The organism is Mesorhizobium sp. CO1-1-11, assembly GCF_020164995.1.
GTDB lineage: Bacteria > Pseudomonadota > Alphaproteobacteria > Rhizobiales > Rhizobiaceae > Mesorhizobium > Mesorhizobium australicum.
In genome coordinates this window covers 40877-54749 of record NZ_JAIUHE010000014.1, presented here as the reverse complement: position 1 = coordinate 54749, position 13873 = coordinate 40877, and the positions used below count along the sequence as shown (strand labels likewise).

Sequence of the window (13873 nt, the reverse complement as noted above, 5' to 3'; positions counted from 1 at the left end):
AGGGGATCAGCAATGACCTTTCGTGCTGGGCGCCCGCACAGACGGCGCCAACGCACTCTCCCGCTGAGGTTGGTCTTCGTGACCATCGCCGCGGCTGCAGCCTTGGTCGCGCAGTTCGTCATGCAACGCACCGATGGCCTGCCGGATCTGAACCTGTCGAACTTGGTCGGGCCGAAGCCGGCGCCGATCGCGGGCGTCGCCTCCGTGATTGACGGCGACACAATCGAGATCCACGGGCAGCGGATCCGCTTCAACGGCATCGATGCGCCGGAGAGCAAGCAGTACTGCGACGACGCCAAGGGCTTCGAATACCCGTGCGGCCGGCGGTCGGCCGAAGCGCTCGACACGTTCCTGGCGGCCTCGAGGCCAGTGCAATGCACGTTTGTGAATTGGGACCGCTATAAGCGCTTCGTCGGCGACTGCCGGCGCGCCGACGGCGTCAGCGCCGCCGCCTGGATGGTCGAGCACGGCCAGGCACTAGATTGGCCCCGCTACAGCCACGGGGCGTACGCACAGCAGCAGGCGAAAGCGGAAGCAGCAAAGGTCGGCGTGTGGGTCGGGAGCTTCCAGGCGCCATGGGAATGGCGCGCAGCGCATGCCGACGGCGCCGCGCCGTCGAGCCAGCCGCTCGGCATAATCAGCCGCAAGCTGGTCGCTCAAAGCGGGCTTTCGTGTGAACCGCGACGGTACTGCACGCAAATCGGCTCGTGTGAAGAAGCCCAATGGTATCTTCACAACTGCTCGTGGGGCCGGAAGCTGGATCGGGACGGGGATGGCTTCGCGTGCGAGACGCTTTGCTAGGCGCAACTAGGTGTGAGGAGTGAGGTGCGGCGTGGGCGAGTTGCTGGATCGAGGATTGCAGAGAAACATTCTGGGAGTGCTCGCCGGCGACTACCCCCAACGCACTGCAGTCGCGCGAGCCTTTGCCGAGACCGGCAACGATTTAAAGGTTAACCTCGCCTATCTAGAGGAGCACGGCCTGGTCGCGATCACGTGGCATAATGGCAATCAGGGTAGAACGCCTGTTCAAGCGTCGATTACCGCAAAAGGCCTTGATTTCATCACTGACGATGGCGGTCTCGGAGCAATACTGGGCGTCGTGACCGTCCGGCTGCATGGAGATGCCTTGCGAGAACTTCTCGTTTCCAGGGTCCTGTCATCCGGCGAGGACGAAACCGTAAAGGAGAAGGTCGTGTCAAAGCTGAGGGAGCTTCCTAGCGACGCGCTCGGATCCTTGGCGACAAAGGCGCTCGATGCCAGTCTTGCAAGCCTGCCAGGTGTCGCCGCTTGGATGCTCGCCTTGCTTGCAAATTAGATGCGCGATCATCCTTAGTGTGGGACAATTATGTGGGAGCCTCGTAGAAAAGGCGGCTTCTTCCCGCTAAGCGACTGTGCCCTTCCCGAGAGATGGGTGACAGTTCATTCCGGATAGATGGGTTACACTTTCGGCCCTTTGCAAGGAGAGCAAGGTGCCTTGGAAGGAGTGTAACGTCATGGACGAGCGGCTGAAGTTCGTCGCGCGGCTGCTGGACGGCGAGAAGATGGCCGTGCTTTGCCGTGAGTTCGATTTCTCGGGCAAGACCGGCTACAAGATCCTCACGCGCTACAATGATAGCGGCTTGGAGGGGCTGACCATTCGAAGGCATAATGCCGAGTGTCCGTTGCTGGTCGCGGGTCATCGGTCACAACACGATATTCGTCGACGACCGCGACCCATTGGCGCATGGATTCCAGATCCGATAAGGGTACCGATCAGCCGCACGTAGCTAGCATGACACCTCGACCCCGTAGCGGCCTGAAAGGCAGCTTTCTAAAGCTCCAATTCCGAAGCTGCTAGTCCGCTTACGGCCGCAAGGGTGCCGTATGCTTGGGTTGGAGTGCCCCCATTCCTGGGCTTCGTTGCGCATGCGTAGCGTTAACCGGACAGGATATCGGCAGCACGATGATCTTCATCGATCCCGCCAATCCAGCGTCATGACCTGCTGTCGGTCGGCGCCCCGCGGATATGATCCTTGTATCGGCACGTGATGCTGCTCCGATCAAGGCGGATGATGCAGCTAATCAAACCGCGTCAAACGGCGCAATGAAGCGGCTGAAGCTCCAGCCGCCATTGGATGACCGTTCAGAGGGCGCCAAATTGCGTCATGCTGACGCAGTCAGCTTGAGCAAAAAACCATCTATCGCATTTTCTGAAATCTTGCGGCGCGGCGGAACGAATCCTGTCGGAACGTTGATTTGCAAGCACTTTAATTTAGGCCAGAAAATATTGAAGGAATTTAGCCAAAAAAGATTGAGGAATCCTTTGGTTATCAAATAGTTAGATCAACTCTCGGTTTTTGACGCCGCTGCTGAAATTCACTAGGGCTCTCCTCCTTCTATATAGAGAAAAGGAGCTATGAAAATGGAAGGCAAACAGAAGCACCAGGCCGCGAAGCCGATCGTACAGCCAGCTGATAATCGTCGTGCCAAACCCGCCAAAGAGGTAAAAAGAACAACTCGTCGTTGGAGAAGCGTCCCGAACCGTTCGACTACGCCAGTATTGGATTAGAGCCGGGAAAGGTAGCCATCGTTAAAGCCTGCGTGGAGGAGATAGCAACAATCGGACGCCGCACGGCGGAACAGACGTTTATGCGCGCATCACCGACCGCATCGTAGCCGAGCTGGAGAAGGGTATCCGTCCTTGGATGCAGCCGTGGCAATCCAGCAATGCGGTCACCCGGCCACTCAGGCACAATGGTCTGCCCTATAACGGCATGAATGTGCTGCTGCTTTGGTCGGAAGCCGTCGCACGCGGCTTTTCCAGCCCGATGTGGATGACATTCAAGCAGGCGCTCGAACTTGGCGGCGGGGTTCGCAAGGGCGAGACCGGGTCTATGGCAGGCAGAGCCGGTGCGCGATCCGATCGCCCGGATCGAGCATGCCGACCAGTTCTTTGCCAATACTGGGGCGGCAATCCGGCACGGCGGGGATCGCGCCTACTTCGCCCCGGTGACGGATCACATTCAGATGCCGCCGTTCCAGACGTTCCGGGACGCCGCTTCGTACGTTGCCACAATCAGTCACGAGGTCACCCATTGGACGTCGGCGCCGCATCGCGTGAACCGCGACCTTAGCCGCTACGCCAAAGATCGCAGCGAGCGAGCGCGCGAGGAACTGATTGCCGAGCTCGGAAGCTGCTTCCTCTGCGCCGATCTTGGTATCGCGCCCGAACTCGAGCCCAGGCCGGACCATGCGAGCTACCTCGGCTCATGGTTGAAAGTCCTCGGCGACGACAAGCGCGCGATCTTCTCGGCTGCTGCCCATGCGCAGCGTGCCGTGGCTTTCCTGCATGGCCTTCAGCCGGAGGCCGCGGAAGAGCGCGAGGGCGCCTGATGTTTCACCCATTAGCCTTCGGAAGGGGAGGCCATGTGCCTTCCCATCTGTTTCGCTCGGCCCATGCCGCCGAAGCATGCCGGAGACGCTTACTACATGAGCGCGAAATCGATCCACACGCGGGCTGATCGCAGAGCCGGAGGGCCGATTTCCTTTTCGAGGCCATCCTAAAGTTCGAACCGAAGTTGCCGCTGTTCCGGCGGCAACACATCGCCTAGGGACGAAAGTGTTACGCCCAACAGCCGGATTCCCTTCTGTACCGGGAACACCGACCTCAGGAGATCGGCTGCGATACGTTCGAGCTCAGAGAGCTCGATTGGCACCGACACGGTGCGACTGCGCGTGATCTGCTGGAAATCGGCAAATTTGACCTTCAGCGTGATCGTCCGGCCGCGGATGCCCTTGCTTTCGCAGTGCCCCCACACCTTGGCTGTCAGCGGCTTGAGCTCGGCGATTGCTGCAGCGAGCTCCAAGACGTCGGCTGCGAACGTATCTTCGGCGCCGATCGATTTGCGCGGCCGATCCGGCTCGACCGCGCGTTCGTCAATGGCGCGCGCGATCTGATAGTACCAAAGCCCTGACTTGCCGAAATGCTGCTGCAGGAAGGCAAGCGGGCGGTCTTTGAGATCGGCGCCGGTCTTGATGCCCAGCGCCTCCATCTTGGCGGCGGTCGCGGGACCGACACCATGAAATTTCTTGACCGGCAACGTCTCCACGAAGGCCGGCCCCTGGCGGGGCGTGATGACGAACTGGCCGTTCGGCTTGTTCTGGTCGGACGCCATCTTGGCGAGGAACTTGTTGTATGAGCTGCCGGCGGAAGCGGTGAGACCGGTCACCAGAAGGATCTTCGCCCTGATCATCTCGGCGATCGTCGTGGCAGACGAAATGTTGAGCCTGTTCTGCGTCACGTCGAGATAGGCCTCGTCGAGCGAGAGCGGTTCGATGAGATCGGTGTGTTCGGCGAACACCTCGCGGATCTGGGACGAGACCGACCGGTAGACATCGAAGCGGGGCGGCACGAAAACCAGCTTGGGGCATTTGCGCTTTGCCGTGACGGACGGCATCGCGGAGCGAACGCCGAAGGCGCGAGCCTCGTAGCTTGCGGCAGCCACCACGCCGCGCGCGGCGGCCCCGCCAACGGCAAGCGGCCTGCCGCGCAGGTCCGGATTGTCGCGCTGTTCGACCGACGCGTAGAACGCATCCATGTCGACATGAATGATCTTACGCTGGTCGGCGCGTCGGTCAGGGGCCATTTCGCCAGGATATGTGCTTCGTTCTGCCGGATCTCAGATCGCGAATTCAGCCTGCGCGCGCCCCTGGTGGAGGCGGGAAATCCGAAAACTGTTCTTGGGAAGGGGAACAACCACTTCGTGCTCGGGACGCGTCATGTCCAGCCACGCCGAACGCTGGTCGCGGCGCAGCACCGCCATCTGGCGATCATGGTAGGGCGCGATGTCGTCATTGGCCTGGATCGTGAGGATTACGTGGGCCTCCGGCCAATCGCGCGTCGCCGGCCGCCAGATGCCGGCGAAATAGAACCAGTCACCATTGGCGAGGCGAAAGCTGTAGTTCTTCCCCTGGCTGCGGTGGCGGAATTCGGACGCCGGCACGAGGCAGCGACGGCTTGGGAATGTTCGATCCTCCGCACGCACCACAGTGAAAGGGCGCCCGCCTGGTTCCTTTGGTTGAAGCCCCCACGGCAGCTTGAACATCTCAACATCGCCGCCGTGGCGTCTTATAATGACGCGGGGCTCGTCGAGCGGGCTGTCGGTACCGAAAACTGTTGCGCTCATAGCCAAAAGAACATAACAGGAACGAAGCCGCCGCGCAATGCCGCAGACATAGGTGAAACATGTGCAATGATTATCGGCTGATGGTGGATGTCGCCTCGATCGTGGAGGACTTCGCCGATCTCAAGATCAAAATACGCTTCAGTGAAGGAGCGCCGAACATCCAGGCGCGCGAAGACATCAAGATAACGGAGATCGGGCCGATCATCCGCCCAGTCGATGGCGCGGGCAGCGAGGCTGACCTTGTTCAGCGCCGGTGGAGCTGGCCTGGACCGAACAAGAGGCCGGTCTACAACTTCCGCTCGGACGGTCGCGAGTTCGCGTCAAACCGCTGCCTAATACCAGCCGATGGGTTTTATGAATTCACCGAACCAGCAGAGAAGAGCAAGAAGCGCAAGGACAAGTGGCTCTTCACCAAGCGCGACGAGCCGGTCTTCTGCATTGCCGGGATCTGGCGCGATACCAGTGATGTCGGGGAGGCGTTCACCATGCTCACGATGGAACCTGGCCCGGACATCGCGCCATATCACGATCGGCAGATCGTGATCCTGGAGCGCAAGGATTGGGCGAGCTGGCTTGATCCCTCCGTGTCCGCCAAATCCCTGATCAAGCCGCTTCAGGCGGGGACGCTGGTCGTGGAGCAGGTCGGGTGATGTGAGGCGGGCGCCGCTCAATGCTGCCGCGATTTGGGCGGAGGCATTCTAGGCGCACCAAGCCTGTGGGCCCCGCGGCTATATGGCGCGAAGGTTTCATCATTGGCGAGCAACCAACGCCCCAGCCGAGACCGGAGCTGAATCGTCGTCAGGCCTTCGAACGGACGCGAGGCGGTGCCTTTTGCGAGAGCTCGATCCAGACCGGCGCGTGATCGCTGCTTCTTTCCCAGCCGCGCACCTCGACGTCGACCTGGGCGTCGATCAGCCGCTTCTTCAGTGACGGGCTCAGCAGAAGGTGGTCGATGCGCAGGCCTGCGTTGCGGCCGAAGGCATTGCGGAAATAATCCCAGAAGGTGTAGATCTTCTCACCGGGATGACGCGCGCGCAACGCATCGGTCCAGCCTTGTTTGAGCAGCGTCGCGTAGCCGGCGCGCGCCTCGGGCGCAAACAGGGCATCGTCCAGCCAGCGCTCGGGCTTGTAGACATCGAGTTCGCTCGGCATGACGTTGAAATCGCCTGCCAGCACCACCGGCTGATCGGAGCCGAGCAATTCTGCCGCGTGGTCAATCAATCGCTCGAACCAACGCAGCTTATAGTCGAATTTCGGGCCAGGCTTCGGATTGCCATTCGGAAGATAGAGACACCCGATAATGATGCCATTGACTGCTGCTTCGATGTAGCGGCTATGGCTGTCGTCGGGGTCGCCCGGTAGGCCGCGCCGCGTTTCGTGAATCTTGCCGACGCGGCTCAGGATCGCGACGCCATTCCAGCTTTTCTGGCCATGCCAGATCACGTCATAGCCAAGGTCGCGGATTGGCCCTTCGGGGAACTTCTCCTGCGTCGCCTTCAGTTCCTGAAGACAGGCAATGTCCGGCGCTGCCTCTTCCAGCCAGCGCAGCAGCACTGGCAGGCGGCCGTTGACGCCGTTGACGTTGTACGTCGCGATCTTCATGGCGTTATAGATCCGGGAGGAACTGATCGGCCCGGCCCCATCCCGCGAGGGCCTTCAATGCGGCGCGCTTCTTCAACTCGGGCGCATCGCCGACATGGAAATGGGAGGGCGCATCGATTGTCTTCATCTCCGCCCAGGTGACCGGTGCCGCGACCGGGGCTCCTGGCCGCGACCTGGCGCTATAAGGCATGATCGCCGTTGCGCCGCGCTGGTTGCGCAGATAGTCGACGAAGATCCGTCCCTTCCGTTTCGCCTTCGACAACACGGCCGTGAAGTGGGCGGGGTCGCTCTGCGCGACCGCCTGTGCAAGCCCTGAGGCGAAGGCCTTTACCTCAGGCCATTCAGCTCGCGGCGTGAGCGGCGCGATTACATGCACGCCCTTGCCCCCCGTCAGCATCGGGAAGGTGGTCAACCCAAGGGACTTTAGTATATCGCGGAACTGGAATGCGGCAGCGCGAACCGCCTCGAAATCCAGTCCCTCGTCGGGGTCGAGGTCAAAGACAAGGCGGTCGGCCTTCTCGACGTCTTCGATGCGCGCTCCCCATCCATGGAACTCGATCGTTCCCATCTGGACACAGGTCACAAGCCCCTCGGCGTCGTCGACGTAAAGGTAGGGCTCCTCGTGACCATCCTTTTCGGTGATCCCGACGTGATGGACCTTGTCGCCGAAGCTCCCCGCGTCATGCTTTTGAAAAAAACATTTCTTTGCTCGGCCCTGCGGGCAGCGGACAAGACTGATCGGCCTGCTGCCGGCCCAGGGAAGCATGATCGCGGCGACGTCGGTGTAATGATCGGCAAGCTGACCCTTGGTGATGTTGGATTCAGGGTAGATCACGCGGCCGCGATTGCTAATCGCGATCGTTGTCGTTGTCGCCGACGGCAGTGTCGCTGTGCGGTGTTCCGTCTCGAGCACGACCGCTTCCGGTTTCTTGTCCTCGCGCAGGCCGAGATAGCTTGGATGCCGCAGTGTTCCTTCATTGGTCATCTCGGTGAAGGCGATCTCGGCGACAAGCCTGGGACGCAGCCAGTGCGCGCCGCGAACCTCCGCGCGCGGCGCTTCGACCGTGGCGTCCTTCTGCTCGAGTGGGGCCATCGTCTTCATCAGCCGGGCCATCTCGGCAGCATCGAAACCGGTCCCGACTTTGCCGGCATAGCGCAGCTTTCCGCCGTCATGGACCCCAAGGATCAGCGATCGAAAGGCGCGATCCTTGTCTGACGGGGTCCAGCCGACGAGCACGAATTCCTGACGTTTGATGCACTTGATCTTCAGCCAGCTTCCATCGCGGGCTCCGACATAATCCGAATCCGCCAGCTTCGAGACAACCCCCTCGAGGCCGGCGCCGCAGAAGCGGTTCAGCAATTCTTCCCCCCGGCCCTGGATATGATCGGAGTAGCGAAGGATGGGGCTCTTCGCCGGCAGGATTGTCTCCAGTTTCTCCTTGCGCTTCAGAAGCGCCAGCCTCGTCAGGTCTTCCCCGTCGAGTTGGAGCAGGTCGAAGGCATAAAAATCGATGCTCGCGGGAGCAGCCTTCAACGCGTTCTGCAGCGCCTGGAAACTGGATCGTCCCTCGGTGTCGATGACGACGGCCTCACCGTCGATGAGGGCGGAGCGAACCTTAAGCCTTCGTGCCTCGGACAGGATTGAGGGAAAGCGGTCCGACCAGTCCAGACCGGAGCGCGTATAGGCGCGCGCCTCGCCGCCGCCCACAGCGACAAGAATACGATAGCCATCGTATTTCATTTCGTGGATCCAGCGGTCGCCGGCGGGGACTGTGTCGACCAGTTTTGCAAGCTGGACCGGCTGGAATGCAGGTGGCGCCAGAATGGCCAAGCCGCGCGAGGCTGGCTTCGTGGGGCGAGTGGAAACGCCTTTGATGATTGGGCGACGCGACGCTGACTTGCTCACTTGACCTGGCTCAAACCAGACCCAACTGTGTCTGCCATTATCGTCTTCCTGTTTCGTAGCTGCGCCGTCAAGACGTTCTACCTGTAACGCTTTGGTGCGATTTGCGATCCTGAGCCGGGCAGAAATTCGGCGTTTCACCTGAAATCCCGCGTCTTCACCTTGATGTTGTCGATGTGGCGTCGGGTATGTGGGTGTCGCAGCTGCACAGCCCCTTGGGCGGCAGCTCGCGCGCATCAGGTCCGGAGGCGCCATTGCGCACCTGGTCCGAGCGCTCCAACGAGGGCCGCGACTATCTCGGACTCAAGCTCGACGATCCGAGCTCATCTACGCCAACCTCTTCGCCGACGAGCAAGGCGAGGGCCACAGCCTCGTCTGGGTCCCGCCCCAACCGCCGCAATGGCGAGTAACTGTCAAGCGGGCCCGTCGACTGGCATTTGACGGTGAAACCGCCATCACCTGCTCTTTCGTAACAGAATCCCATTGTTAGGAAGTACTTCAATGCCAGCTCTTTCAAGCGCATTCACGATCGCTAATATATTGTTGGCAATCGGAGTCCGGGCACCGCGTTCGAAATCAGCGATTGTCTGCCGTGCGACGCTGGCCGCGCGGGCCAAATCATCTTGGCTCCATCCCAACATTGCACGTGCGCCGCGGCACTGCTCAGCGCTGAAATTCGCCGCCTTGTCTGCAATATTATGATTGACGTCAATCAATTTGTATATTACCCCTGTCTCGAACTTGCGGTCGAAGAGGGTGCGCGAACACCCTTTTCGACCTGACCAAAGCCAAGCTGTGTGGAGCTCGGATCATGGCTGATTCCGACAATACCACGACTTTGCCTTCCGTCACGCTGGGACGGGAGCCCGAATCTCCGTTGACAGCAGAGCGTCCTGAGCCTCCTGCCGACCATGCAGCTGAAGATCAGCCACCCGCTGATCCAGCGCTTGCCGTGTCCCTCGCCTGGCTCCGGGCGCACGTAGCGAAGCTGGCCTCTTGTATCCGGCAGCAGGAGGCTGAGTGCGGGCTCCTAGAGCACGGCGCACTGTTGTCTATTGGCGAAGTCATCGGGCGCGGGGAGGGGGCTAACGCCGACCCAGTTTATCTTGATTTGTGCAAGGAAGAGCAGGACAACGCTGAAAGCGCGGACGCCTTGTTGGCGGAGATTGCGGCGACGCCTGCCCAGTGTCTAGTGGGTGTGGTTGCGAAGCTTGCGGCTGTCATTCGGGAGGCGACTGACAACACCGATCTGTGCGAATTTCCGCTGCCGCACATCCGCTCCGCCTTGGCCGATCTGCGGCGTCTCACGCAGCACGCGATAAACGATCAGCCAGCTGGCTGGCCCGCCGGCGACCAGTCGATCGGCTCGCTGTTCGAGCAGTCCGCCTCGTCCTTCTCCGCTTGGCGCGCGTTCAGCGCGTGGTGCCAGGGTGATGACGAAGGCTATCGCACATGGACGAGCACATTCAAAATACTGCAGGGTGCAAGCCAATAGGCATCGCAAAGTCTTGGTCTAACTGCTCGGTGCCGAGATATGCCTTCGTCCCTTCGTCAATGACGGAATCCAAGGATTTCGGTCAACGCCGCGTACCCCTATCAATCCTTGAGAAGGGAAGGACGCGGATGAAGCCCGACACATCGCAGTGGCGTGACCCACAGGCATATGCATTCGTCAAAGGCGCAGCCGCTGACGAGATCGCCTGGGAGTTCCTGCGACGCAACCCGCACTATCAGCAGGACTTCGCAACCTCCCGCTCGGCTAAGTCGAGGCGCGCATTACGCAAGCGCTGGGGTTTGCAGTTTCGCCGCTCGGCCTGACCAGTCCGCGGTCGAGCAGCCCGTCTATTGGGCGCCTCAGATCGATCCTGGGGTCGTGAACCTTGTCGAGGTTCCACCGGATCTGCAAGCGCGGGAGGGCAGCGCCTTCGACGTACCGTTGGCCATGGGCCGGCATGATGAGGTCGGCCTTCACATGCGTTCGTCGCTTGGCGGTATGCAACTGGCGCTTCTTGGCGACACGAAGCCAGGCGAACCGCTTGCCGCCATCATACCGCTGGACGACATGGCGTACGACCGGCTGCAAGCCATTGAGCGGTTCATCCGCTCGATCCAAAGGCAGCAGCTTCCCGACGCTCGATTGACCGCAGCCCAGCGCCGGCGCCTAAGCCAAATGCTGCGATGCCTCGATGGCCGCGAAGAGCAGGCATCTCATTTTGAAGTCGCTACCGCCTTGTTCGGTCGGCGACTGGTCAGTGCCGTCGACTGGCACGACTCGGCTTTTCGATATCAGACGCATCGCTTAGTGCGGGACGGTTTCAGGATGGTCGAGCGCGGCTACCGTCAATTGCTTCGCGCGCGACGGCGCCTTTCCTGAAGGGGTTCGACGCCGCCAGGTTCACTTGATGCGTGGTCTCCAAGCCGGGCCTACGATCCTGAAGTGAACGGCGTTTTTGCGCCTCCATGCGGTCGTTTCAGGCGCAAGCGATACTCCCTAATAGCAGACATAAATCACGACTAGCCCTAGGCAATGTGGAGAGTGAGGCTTAGGCGTGGCTCGAGCCGAATTTCGATCCCGAGGCGGCGGAAAGACCGCAGTGGCGTCCACTTCCGCAAGAGCTTCTCAACGAACTCAGGGTCGAAATTTCGCGTCTCGAAAGGATATGGGGCAAAGCGCCCATTTCTTCGTCGCGACGCTTCGAAGAAGTTCAACTCCGCCTACGGTCCTCGAACTGTACGATTTGTCCTGATACCACGCTCCAAATCCTTACTGTCCGCACTGCCCAGGTTGAGGCTGATCTGTTACCCGGCGGCATAGCTCGGAAACCTGACGGGGTCGATCATGGTACGGATGCGCGCACGACGACATGTGCGCTGGGGACCTTCGCATTGAAGGTAGGACACGAAAATCGACTTCGGTCGGGGCGGGCAGTGCAGCGGCCAATGGGGTAGGTTGCGCCGCGACTATTGCAGATATCCGACCACTAGGCGGGTGGTTTCGTCGATGAGCGTTCCGATCGCTTCATTCGAAAGCCTTTTGGAGCTGTGCAACACCGCAGTGTGCGCCAGCGCCTCGATCGAAGTCACGCACACGAAGGCTGCAAGCCCTAGATCGGCCACGCGCAGCTCGTTGCTGTGATCTTCTAGATAGGTCTTGAATAGGGCATGGGCTTCGCGATTGAAGGCTTCGACGTTTTCAAGGCGCCCTGTACGCGGGATCTGCTCGGCAAGGACACGATGCAGCTTGGGGTCGATGCGATGCGCCTCGATCGCCACGGCGACAAGCCTGCGCACCGCTCGATCGACCGGCAGCGACGCGACCTCGGCAAACGCCCCACGCACGACCTGCATGATCTCCCGGTTGTGACGATCGATGACGGCGGCGACTAGCGCCTCCTTGCCGGGGTAATATTGATAAAGCGAGCCGACGCTCACGCCTGCTTCTTCTGCGATCCGGTTGGTGCTTGCCTTGTCGAAACCTTCCCTGATCAAAATGCGAGCGGTCGCTTCAACAAGCGCGTCAACCGTCGCGCGTGATCTCTCCTGAGACGCGTCCTTCCTTGGATTCGTGAGCAGCTTGGGTGCCATGTTCCTGTCGTTTCCAATGCGAGTAGACAATTGTGAGCTATCGCTCGCATTATGTCCACCAATGCTTTCGATCGATGTGGACGATGACAAATGCTTTATGGAATTGTTTTGGGAATCCATACCTGCACCCTGTGCGCCGCCTTGCTGCTGTTCGCCGTGAATGAACTGCTGCTGATTCCTGCCCGAAGAGGGCAACGGGGACCGGCCAGAATGGCCTTTTTCGCCAGTCGCTTTGCGGGGCTTCTGATAACTGCCGGTGTGCTCGCCGGCATCGTCCTTGTCTTTATTGGCGGCTGGTCCTTATTGACACCCTGGCTGGTGCTGTCGTTTGCGCTTATCGCCGCCTTGATGGCGGTCGAGCACAAGTTCGTTCGTCCATGGGCGACGCAGGCCCAGGCGGCGCTTCGCGGTGCCGTCTCGGCCGTCGAGGTTAAGGCAATCGCTAGCGACAAACGCGCACTGGCTGGACGCATGGCCATGATCACGCTGTTTGCGCTCATTGTCGCATTGATGACCACGAAGCCCGAACTGAACCCGTTTGCGTGATCTCGGACTTTGGCGGTCTCCGGACGACGCCGACGCTGAAAACGGAATGCATGTGAAAGCGAGCCCAAATGACACAACAGTTTCGAGACGGCAAAAGAACGTCGCGACGACTGGCGTCGAACAACGACGGGCCAAGCTTGCAAAGCCGAATCATCGTTGGTTTGCTGAGGCTGCTTCCGATCAAGAAGCGGATGGCATCCGCGGCCGTCGTGCAAGAGCAGGTGCGCCGATTGGCATTATGGCCCGCGTCCTACGGACCAACGGGCCTAGGGCGTGGCGTGGAGGTGACGAGAAAAGACGTGGCTGGGTGGCCCGTCTACCATACGGCCCCGTCAGCGCATCACGACGTCAGCAAGATCGTGGTGTTCCTGCATGGCGGCGGCTATATCAACGAGATCGTTCGCGCTCACTGGCGCATCGTCGGCATGCTGACCCGCGAGGCTGGCGTCCGCTGCGTCGTCCCCATCTATCCGCTGGCTCCCCATGCCACCGCCAGGGATGTCGTGCCGGCCATGGGCGAATTGCTGCGCAGGTTTGTCGAAGATGCGGGGCCTGCGAAGATCACGGTGGTCGGCAATTCGGCGGGCGCCGCACTGGGGCTGGCGGCAACCCAATGGCTGCGGGATCACGGATATCGGCAACCGCACGGACTCGTGCTGATCTCACCTGGCGGAGATTTTTCGATCGGCCGCCCGCAGCAGGTGGCGATCGCCGAGCGCGATCCGATCAACGATATTCCCGGCGCGCGCGAAGCGGGACGCCTCTATGCCGGCGACCTCGATGTCACCCACCCCTATGTCAGTCCGCTGAATGGCGATTTCCGTCGGCTGCCTCCGATGATCGTGTTCTCGGGCACGCTCGATCTTTTCTATCCCGACTGCATTGATCTTGCCGCAAAGGCGCGAGCCGCGGGTGTGTCGGTGGAGCTTCACCTGGAACAGGATCAGCCGCACAACTATGCGGGAATGCCGACGCCAGAAGGCCGGGAGGCGCGGGCGATCATCCTGCGCGCAGTTGCTTGAGGACCGGCGTGAACGGTGATGCGACTTTCTCCTCGTGGTCGCACAGCCGT

At 60.7% G+C, this 13873-nt stretch carries 15 protein-coding genes and 4 pseudogenes; 13 read left to right on the top strand and 6 right to left on the bottom strand.

All coding sequences use genetic code 11. From position 1 onward, the window contains the following. The first annotated feature begins 78 nt into the window (after positions 1–78). The 6 genes and pseudogenes from LB554_RS17930 (at position 79) to LB554_RS17905 (ending at position 3372) form a co-directional block, all read left to right on the top strand. Positions 79–801 carry a thermonuclease family protein gene (locus tag LB554_RS17930; RefSeq protein ID WP_224585970.1) on the top strand — a complete coding sequence of 241 codons (723 nt, stop codon included), beginning with the start codon at positions 79–81 and terminating at the stop codon, positions 799–801. 31 nt (positions 802–832) lie between these two features. Next, positions 833–1315 (top strand): hypothetical protein, encoded by a 483-nt coding sequence (locus LB554_RS17925; RefSeq protein ID WP_224585968.1) that lies wholly within the window; start codon positions 833–835, stop codon positions 1313–1315. Positions 1316–1469: 154 nt separating this feature from the next. Next, a pseudogene (locus tag LB554_RS17920) lies at positions 1470–1640 on the top strand (helix-turn-helix domain-containing protein); the annotation flags it as partial. Continuing rightward, positions 1633–1743 (top strand): annotated as a pseudogene (locus LB554_RS17915) (proline racemase family protein); the annotation flags it as partial. The pseudogenes LB554_RS17920 and LB554_RS17915, both read left to right, overlap by 8 nt. Positions 1744–2005: 262 nt before the next feature. Continuing rightward, entirely contained in the window at positions 2006–2317 is a 312-nt protein-coding gene (locus tag LB554_RS17910; protein WP_224585967.1) for a hypothetical protein, read from the top strand. Between the two features lie 259 nt (positions 2318–2576). After that, positions 2577–3372 (top strand): annotated as a pseudogene (locus tag LB554_RS17905) (ArdC family protein). Positions 3373–3539: 167 nt separating this feature from the next. Here the strand turns inward: LB554_RS17905 and dinB are convergent. Next, complete coding sequence (dinB, locus tag LB554_RS17900) at positions 3540–4625, bottom strand: DNA polymerase IV (RefSeq protein WP_224585964.1); 1086 nt, start codon at positions 4623–4625, stop codon at positions 3540–3542. Positions 4626–4658: 33 nt separating this feature from the next. Then, positions 4659–5165 (bottom strand): SOS response-associated peptidase family protein, encoded by a 507-nt coding sequence (locus LB554_RS17895; RefSeq protein WP_224585962.1) that lies wholly within the window; start codon positions 5163–5165, stop codon positions 4659–4661. Between the two features lie 59 nt (positions 5166–5224). Between LB554_RS17895 and LB554_RS17890 the strand changes: the two genes are divergently transcribed. Next, positions 5225–5815 carry an SOS response-associated peptidase gene (locus tag LB554_RS17890; protein ID WP_224585960.1) on the top strand — a complete coding sequence of 197 codons (591 nt, stop codon included), beginning with the start codon at positions 5225–5227 and terminating at the stop codon, positions 5813–5815. Between the two features lie 148 nt (positions 5816–5963). On the opposite strand, the gene xth is transcribed toward LB554_RS17890, so the two are convergent. Next, positions 5964–6767: an exodeoxyribonuclease III gene (gene xth, locus LB554_RS17885; protein WP_224585958.1), complete on the bottom strand. Its 804-nt coding sequence runs from the start codon at positions 6765–6767 to the stop codon at positions 5964–5966. 4 nt (positions 6768–6771) lie between these two features. After that, entirely contained in the window at positions 6772–8811 is a 2040-nt protein-coding gene (gene ligD, locus LB554_RS17880) for a DNA ligase D (protein ID WP_224585956.1), read from the bottom strand. An 89-nt stretch (positions 8812–8900) separates the two neighbouring features. On the opposite strand from ligD, the pseudogene LB554_RS17875 reads away from it, so the two are divergent. Beyond that, positions 8901–9080, top strand: a pseudogene (locus LB554_RS17875) (DUF736 family protein); the annotation flags it as partial. A gap of 45 nt (positions 9081–9125) precedes the next feature. On the opposite strand, the gene LB554_RS17870 reads toward LB554_RS17875, so the two are convergent. Beyond that, positions 9126–9386 (bottom strand): helix-turn-helix transcriptional regulator, encoded by a 261-nt coding sequence (locus tag LB554_RS17870; RefSeq protein WP_224585955.1) that lies wholly within the window; start codon positions 9384–9386, stop codon positions 9126–9128. Between the two features lie 95 nt (positions 9387–9481). Here LB554_RS17870 and LB554_RS17865 point away from each other — a divergent pair, with 95 nt between their 5' ends. The 3 genes from LB554_RS17865 (at position 9482) to LB554_RS17855 (ending at position 11044) form a co-directional block, all read left to right on the top strand. Continuing rightward, a complete protein-coding gene (locus tag LB554_RS17865; protein WP_224585953.1) occupies positions 9482–10165 on the top strand; it encodes a hypothetical protein in 684 nt (227 codons plus the stop codon). 128 nt (positions 10166–10293) lie between these two features. After that, entirely contained in the window at positions 10294–10488 is a 195-nt protein-coding gene (locus tag LB554_RS17860; RefSeq protein WP_140715787.1) for a transcriptional regulator domain-containing protein, read from the top strand. Between the two features lie 55 nt (positions 10489–10543). Further along, a complete protein-coding gene (locus LB554_RS17855) occupies positions 10544–11044 on the top strand; it encodes a DUF2285 domain-containing protein (protein WP_224585951.1) in 501 nt (166 codons plus the stop codon). 587 nt (positions 11045–11631) lie between these two features. Here the strand turns inward: LB554_RS17855 and LB554_RS17850 are convergent. After that, a complete protein-coding gene (locus LB554_RS17850) occupies positions 11632–12255 on the bottom strand; it encodes a TetR/AcrR family transcriptional regulator (RefSeq protein ID WP_140876988.1) in 624 nt (207 codons plus the stop codon). 90 nt (positions 12256–12345) lie between these two features. Here LB554_RS17850 and LB554_RS17845 point away from each other — a divergent pair, with 90 nt between their 5' ends. Further along, on the top strand, positions 12346–12801 hold the full coding sequence (locus LB554_RS17845; protein WP_140789386.1) for a hypothetical protein: 456 nt from the start codon (positions 12346–12348) through the stop codon (positions 12799–12801). Positions 12802–12869: 68 nt separating this feature from the next. Then, complete coding sequence (locus LB554_RS17840; RefSeq protein WP_224585949.1) at positions 12870–13823, top strand: alpha/beta fold hydrolase; 954 nt, start codon at positions 12870–12872, stop codon at positions 13821–13823. Positions 13824–13873 lie beyond the last annotated feature (50 nt).

What these genes read in the sequence shown, in the direction of transcription:
- LB554_RS17910 (WP_224585967.1), top strand. Translation starts at nt 2,006, where the DNA reads ATGATCCTTGTATCGGCACGTGATGCTGCTCCGATCAAGGCGGATGAT.
- dinB (WP_224585964.1), bottom strand. Translation starts at nt 4,625, where the DNA reads ATGGCCCCTGACCGACGCGCCGACCAGCGTAAGATCATTCATGTCGAC.
- LB554_RS17895 (WP_224585962.1), bottom strand. Translation starts at nt 5,165, where the DNA reads ATGAGCGCAACAGTTTTCGGTACCGACAGCCCGCTCGACGAGCCCCGC.
- LB554_RS17890 (WP_224585960.1), top strand. Translation starts at nt 5,225, where the DNA reads ATGTGCAATGATTATCGGCTGATGGTGGATGTCGCCTCGATCGTGGAG.
- xth (WP_224585958.1), bottom strand. Translation starts at nt 6,767, where the DNA reads ATGAAGATCGCGACGTACAACGTCAACGGCGTCAACGGCCGCCTGCCA.
- LB554_RS17865 (WP_224585953.1), top strand. Translation starts at nt 9,482, where the DNA reads ATGGCTGATTCCGACAATACCACGACTTTGCCTTCCGTCACGCTGGGA.
- LB554_RS17860 (WP_140715787.1), top strand. Translation starts at nt 10,294, where the DNA reads ATGAAGCCCGACACATCGCAGTGGCGTGACCCACAGGCATATGCATTC.
- LB554_RS17850 (WP_140876988.1), bottom strand. Translation starts at nt 12,255, where the DNA reads ATGGCACCCAAGCTGCTCACGAATCCAAGGAAGGACGCGTCTCAGGAG.
- LB554_RS17845 (WP_140789386.1), top strand. Translation starts at nt 12,346, where the DNA reads ATGCTTTATGGAATTGTTTTGGGAATCCATACCTGCACCCTGTGCGCC.
- LB554_RS17840 (WP_224585949.1), top strand. Translation starts at nt 12,870, where the DNA reads ATGACACAACAGTTTCGAGACGGCAAAAGAACGTCGCGACGACTGGCG.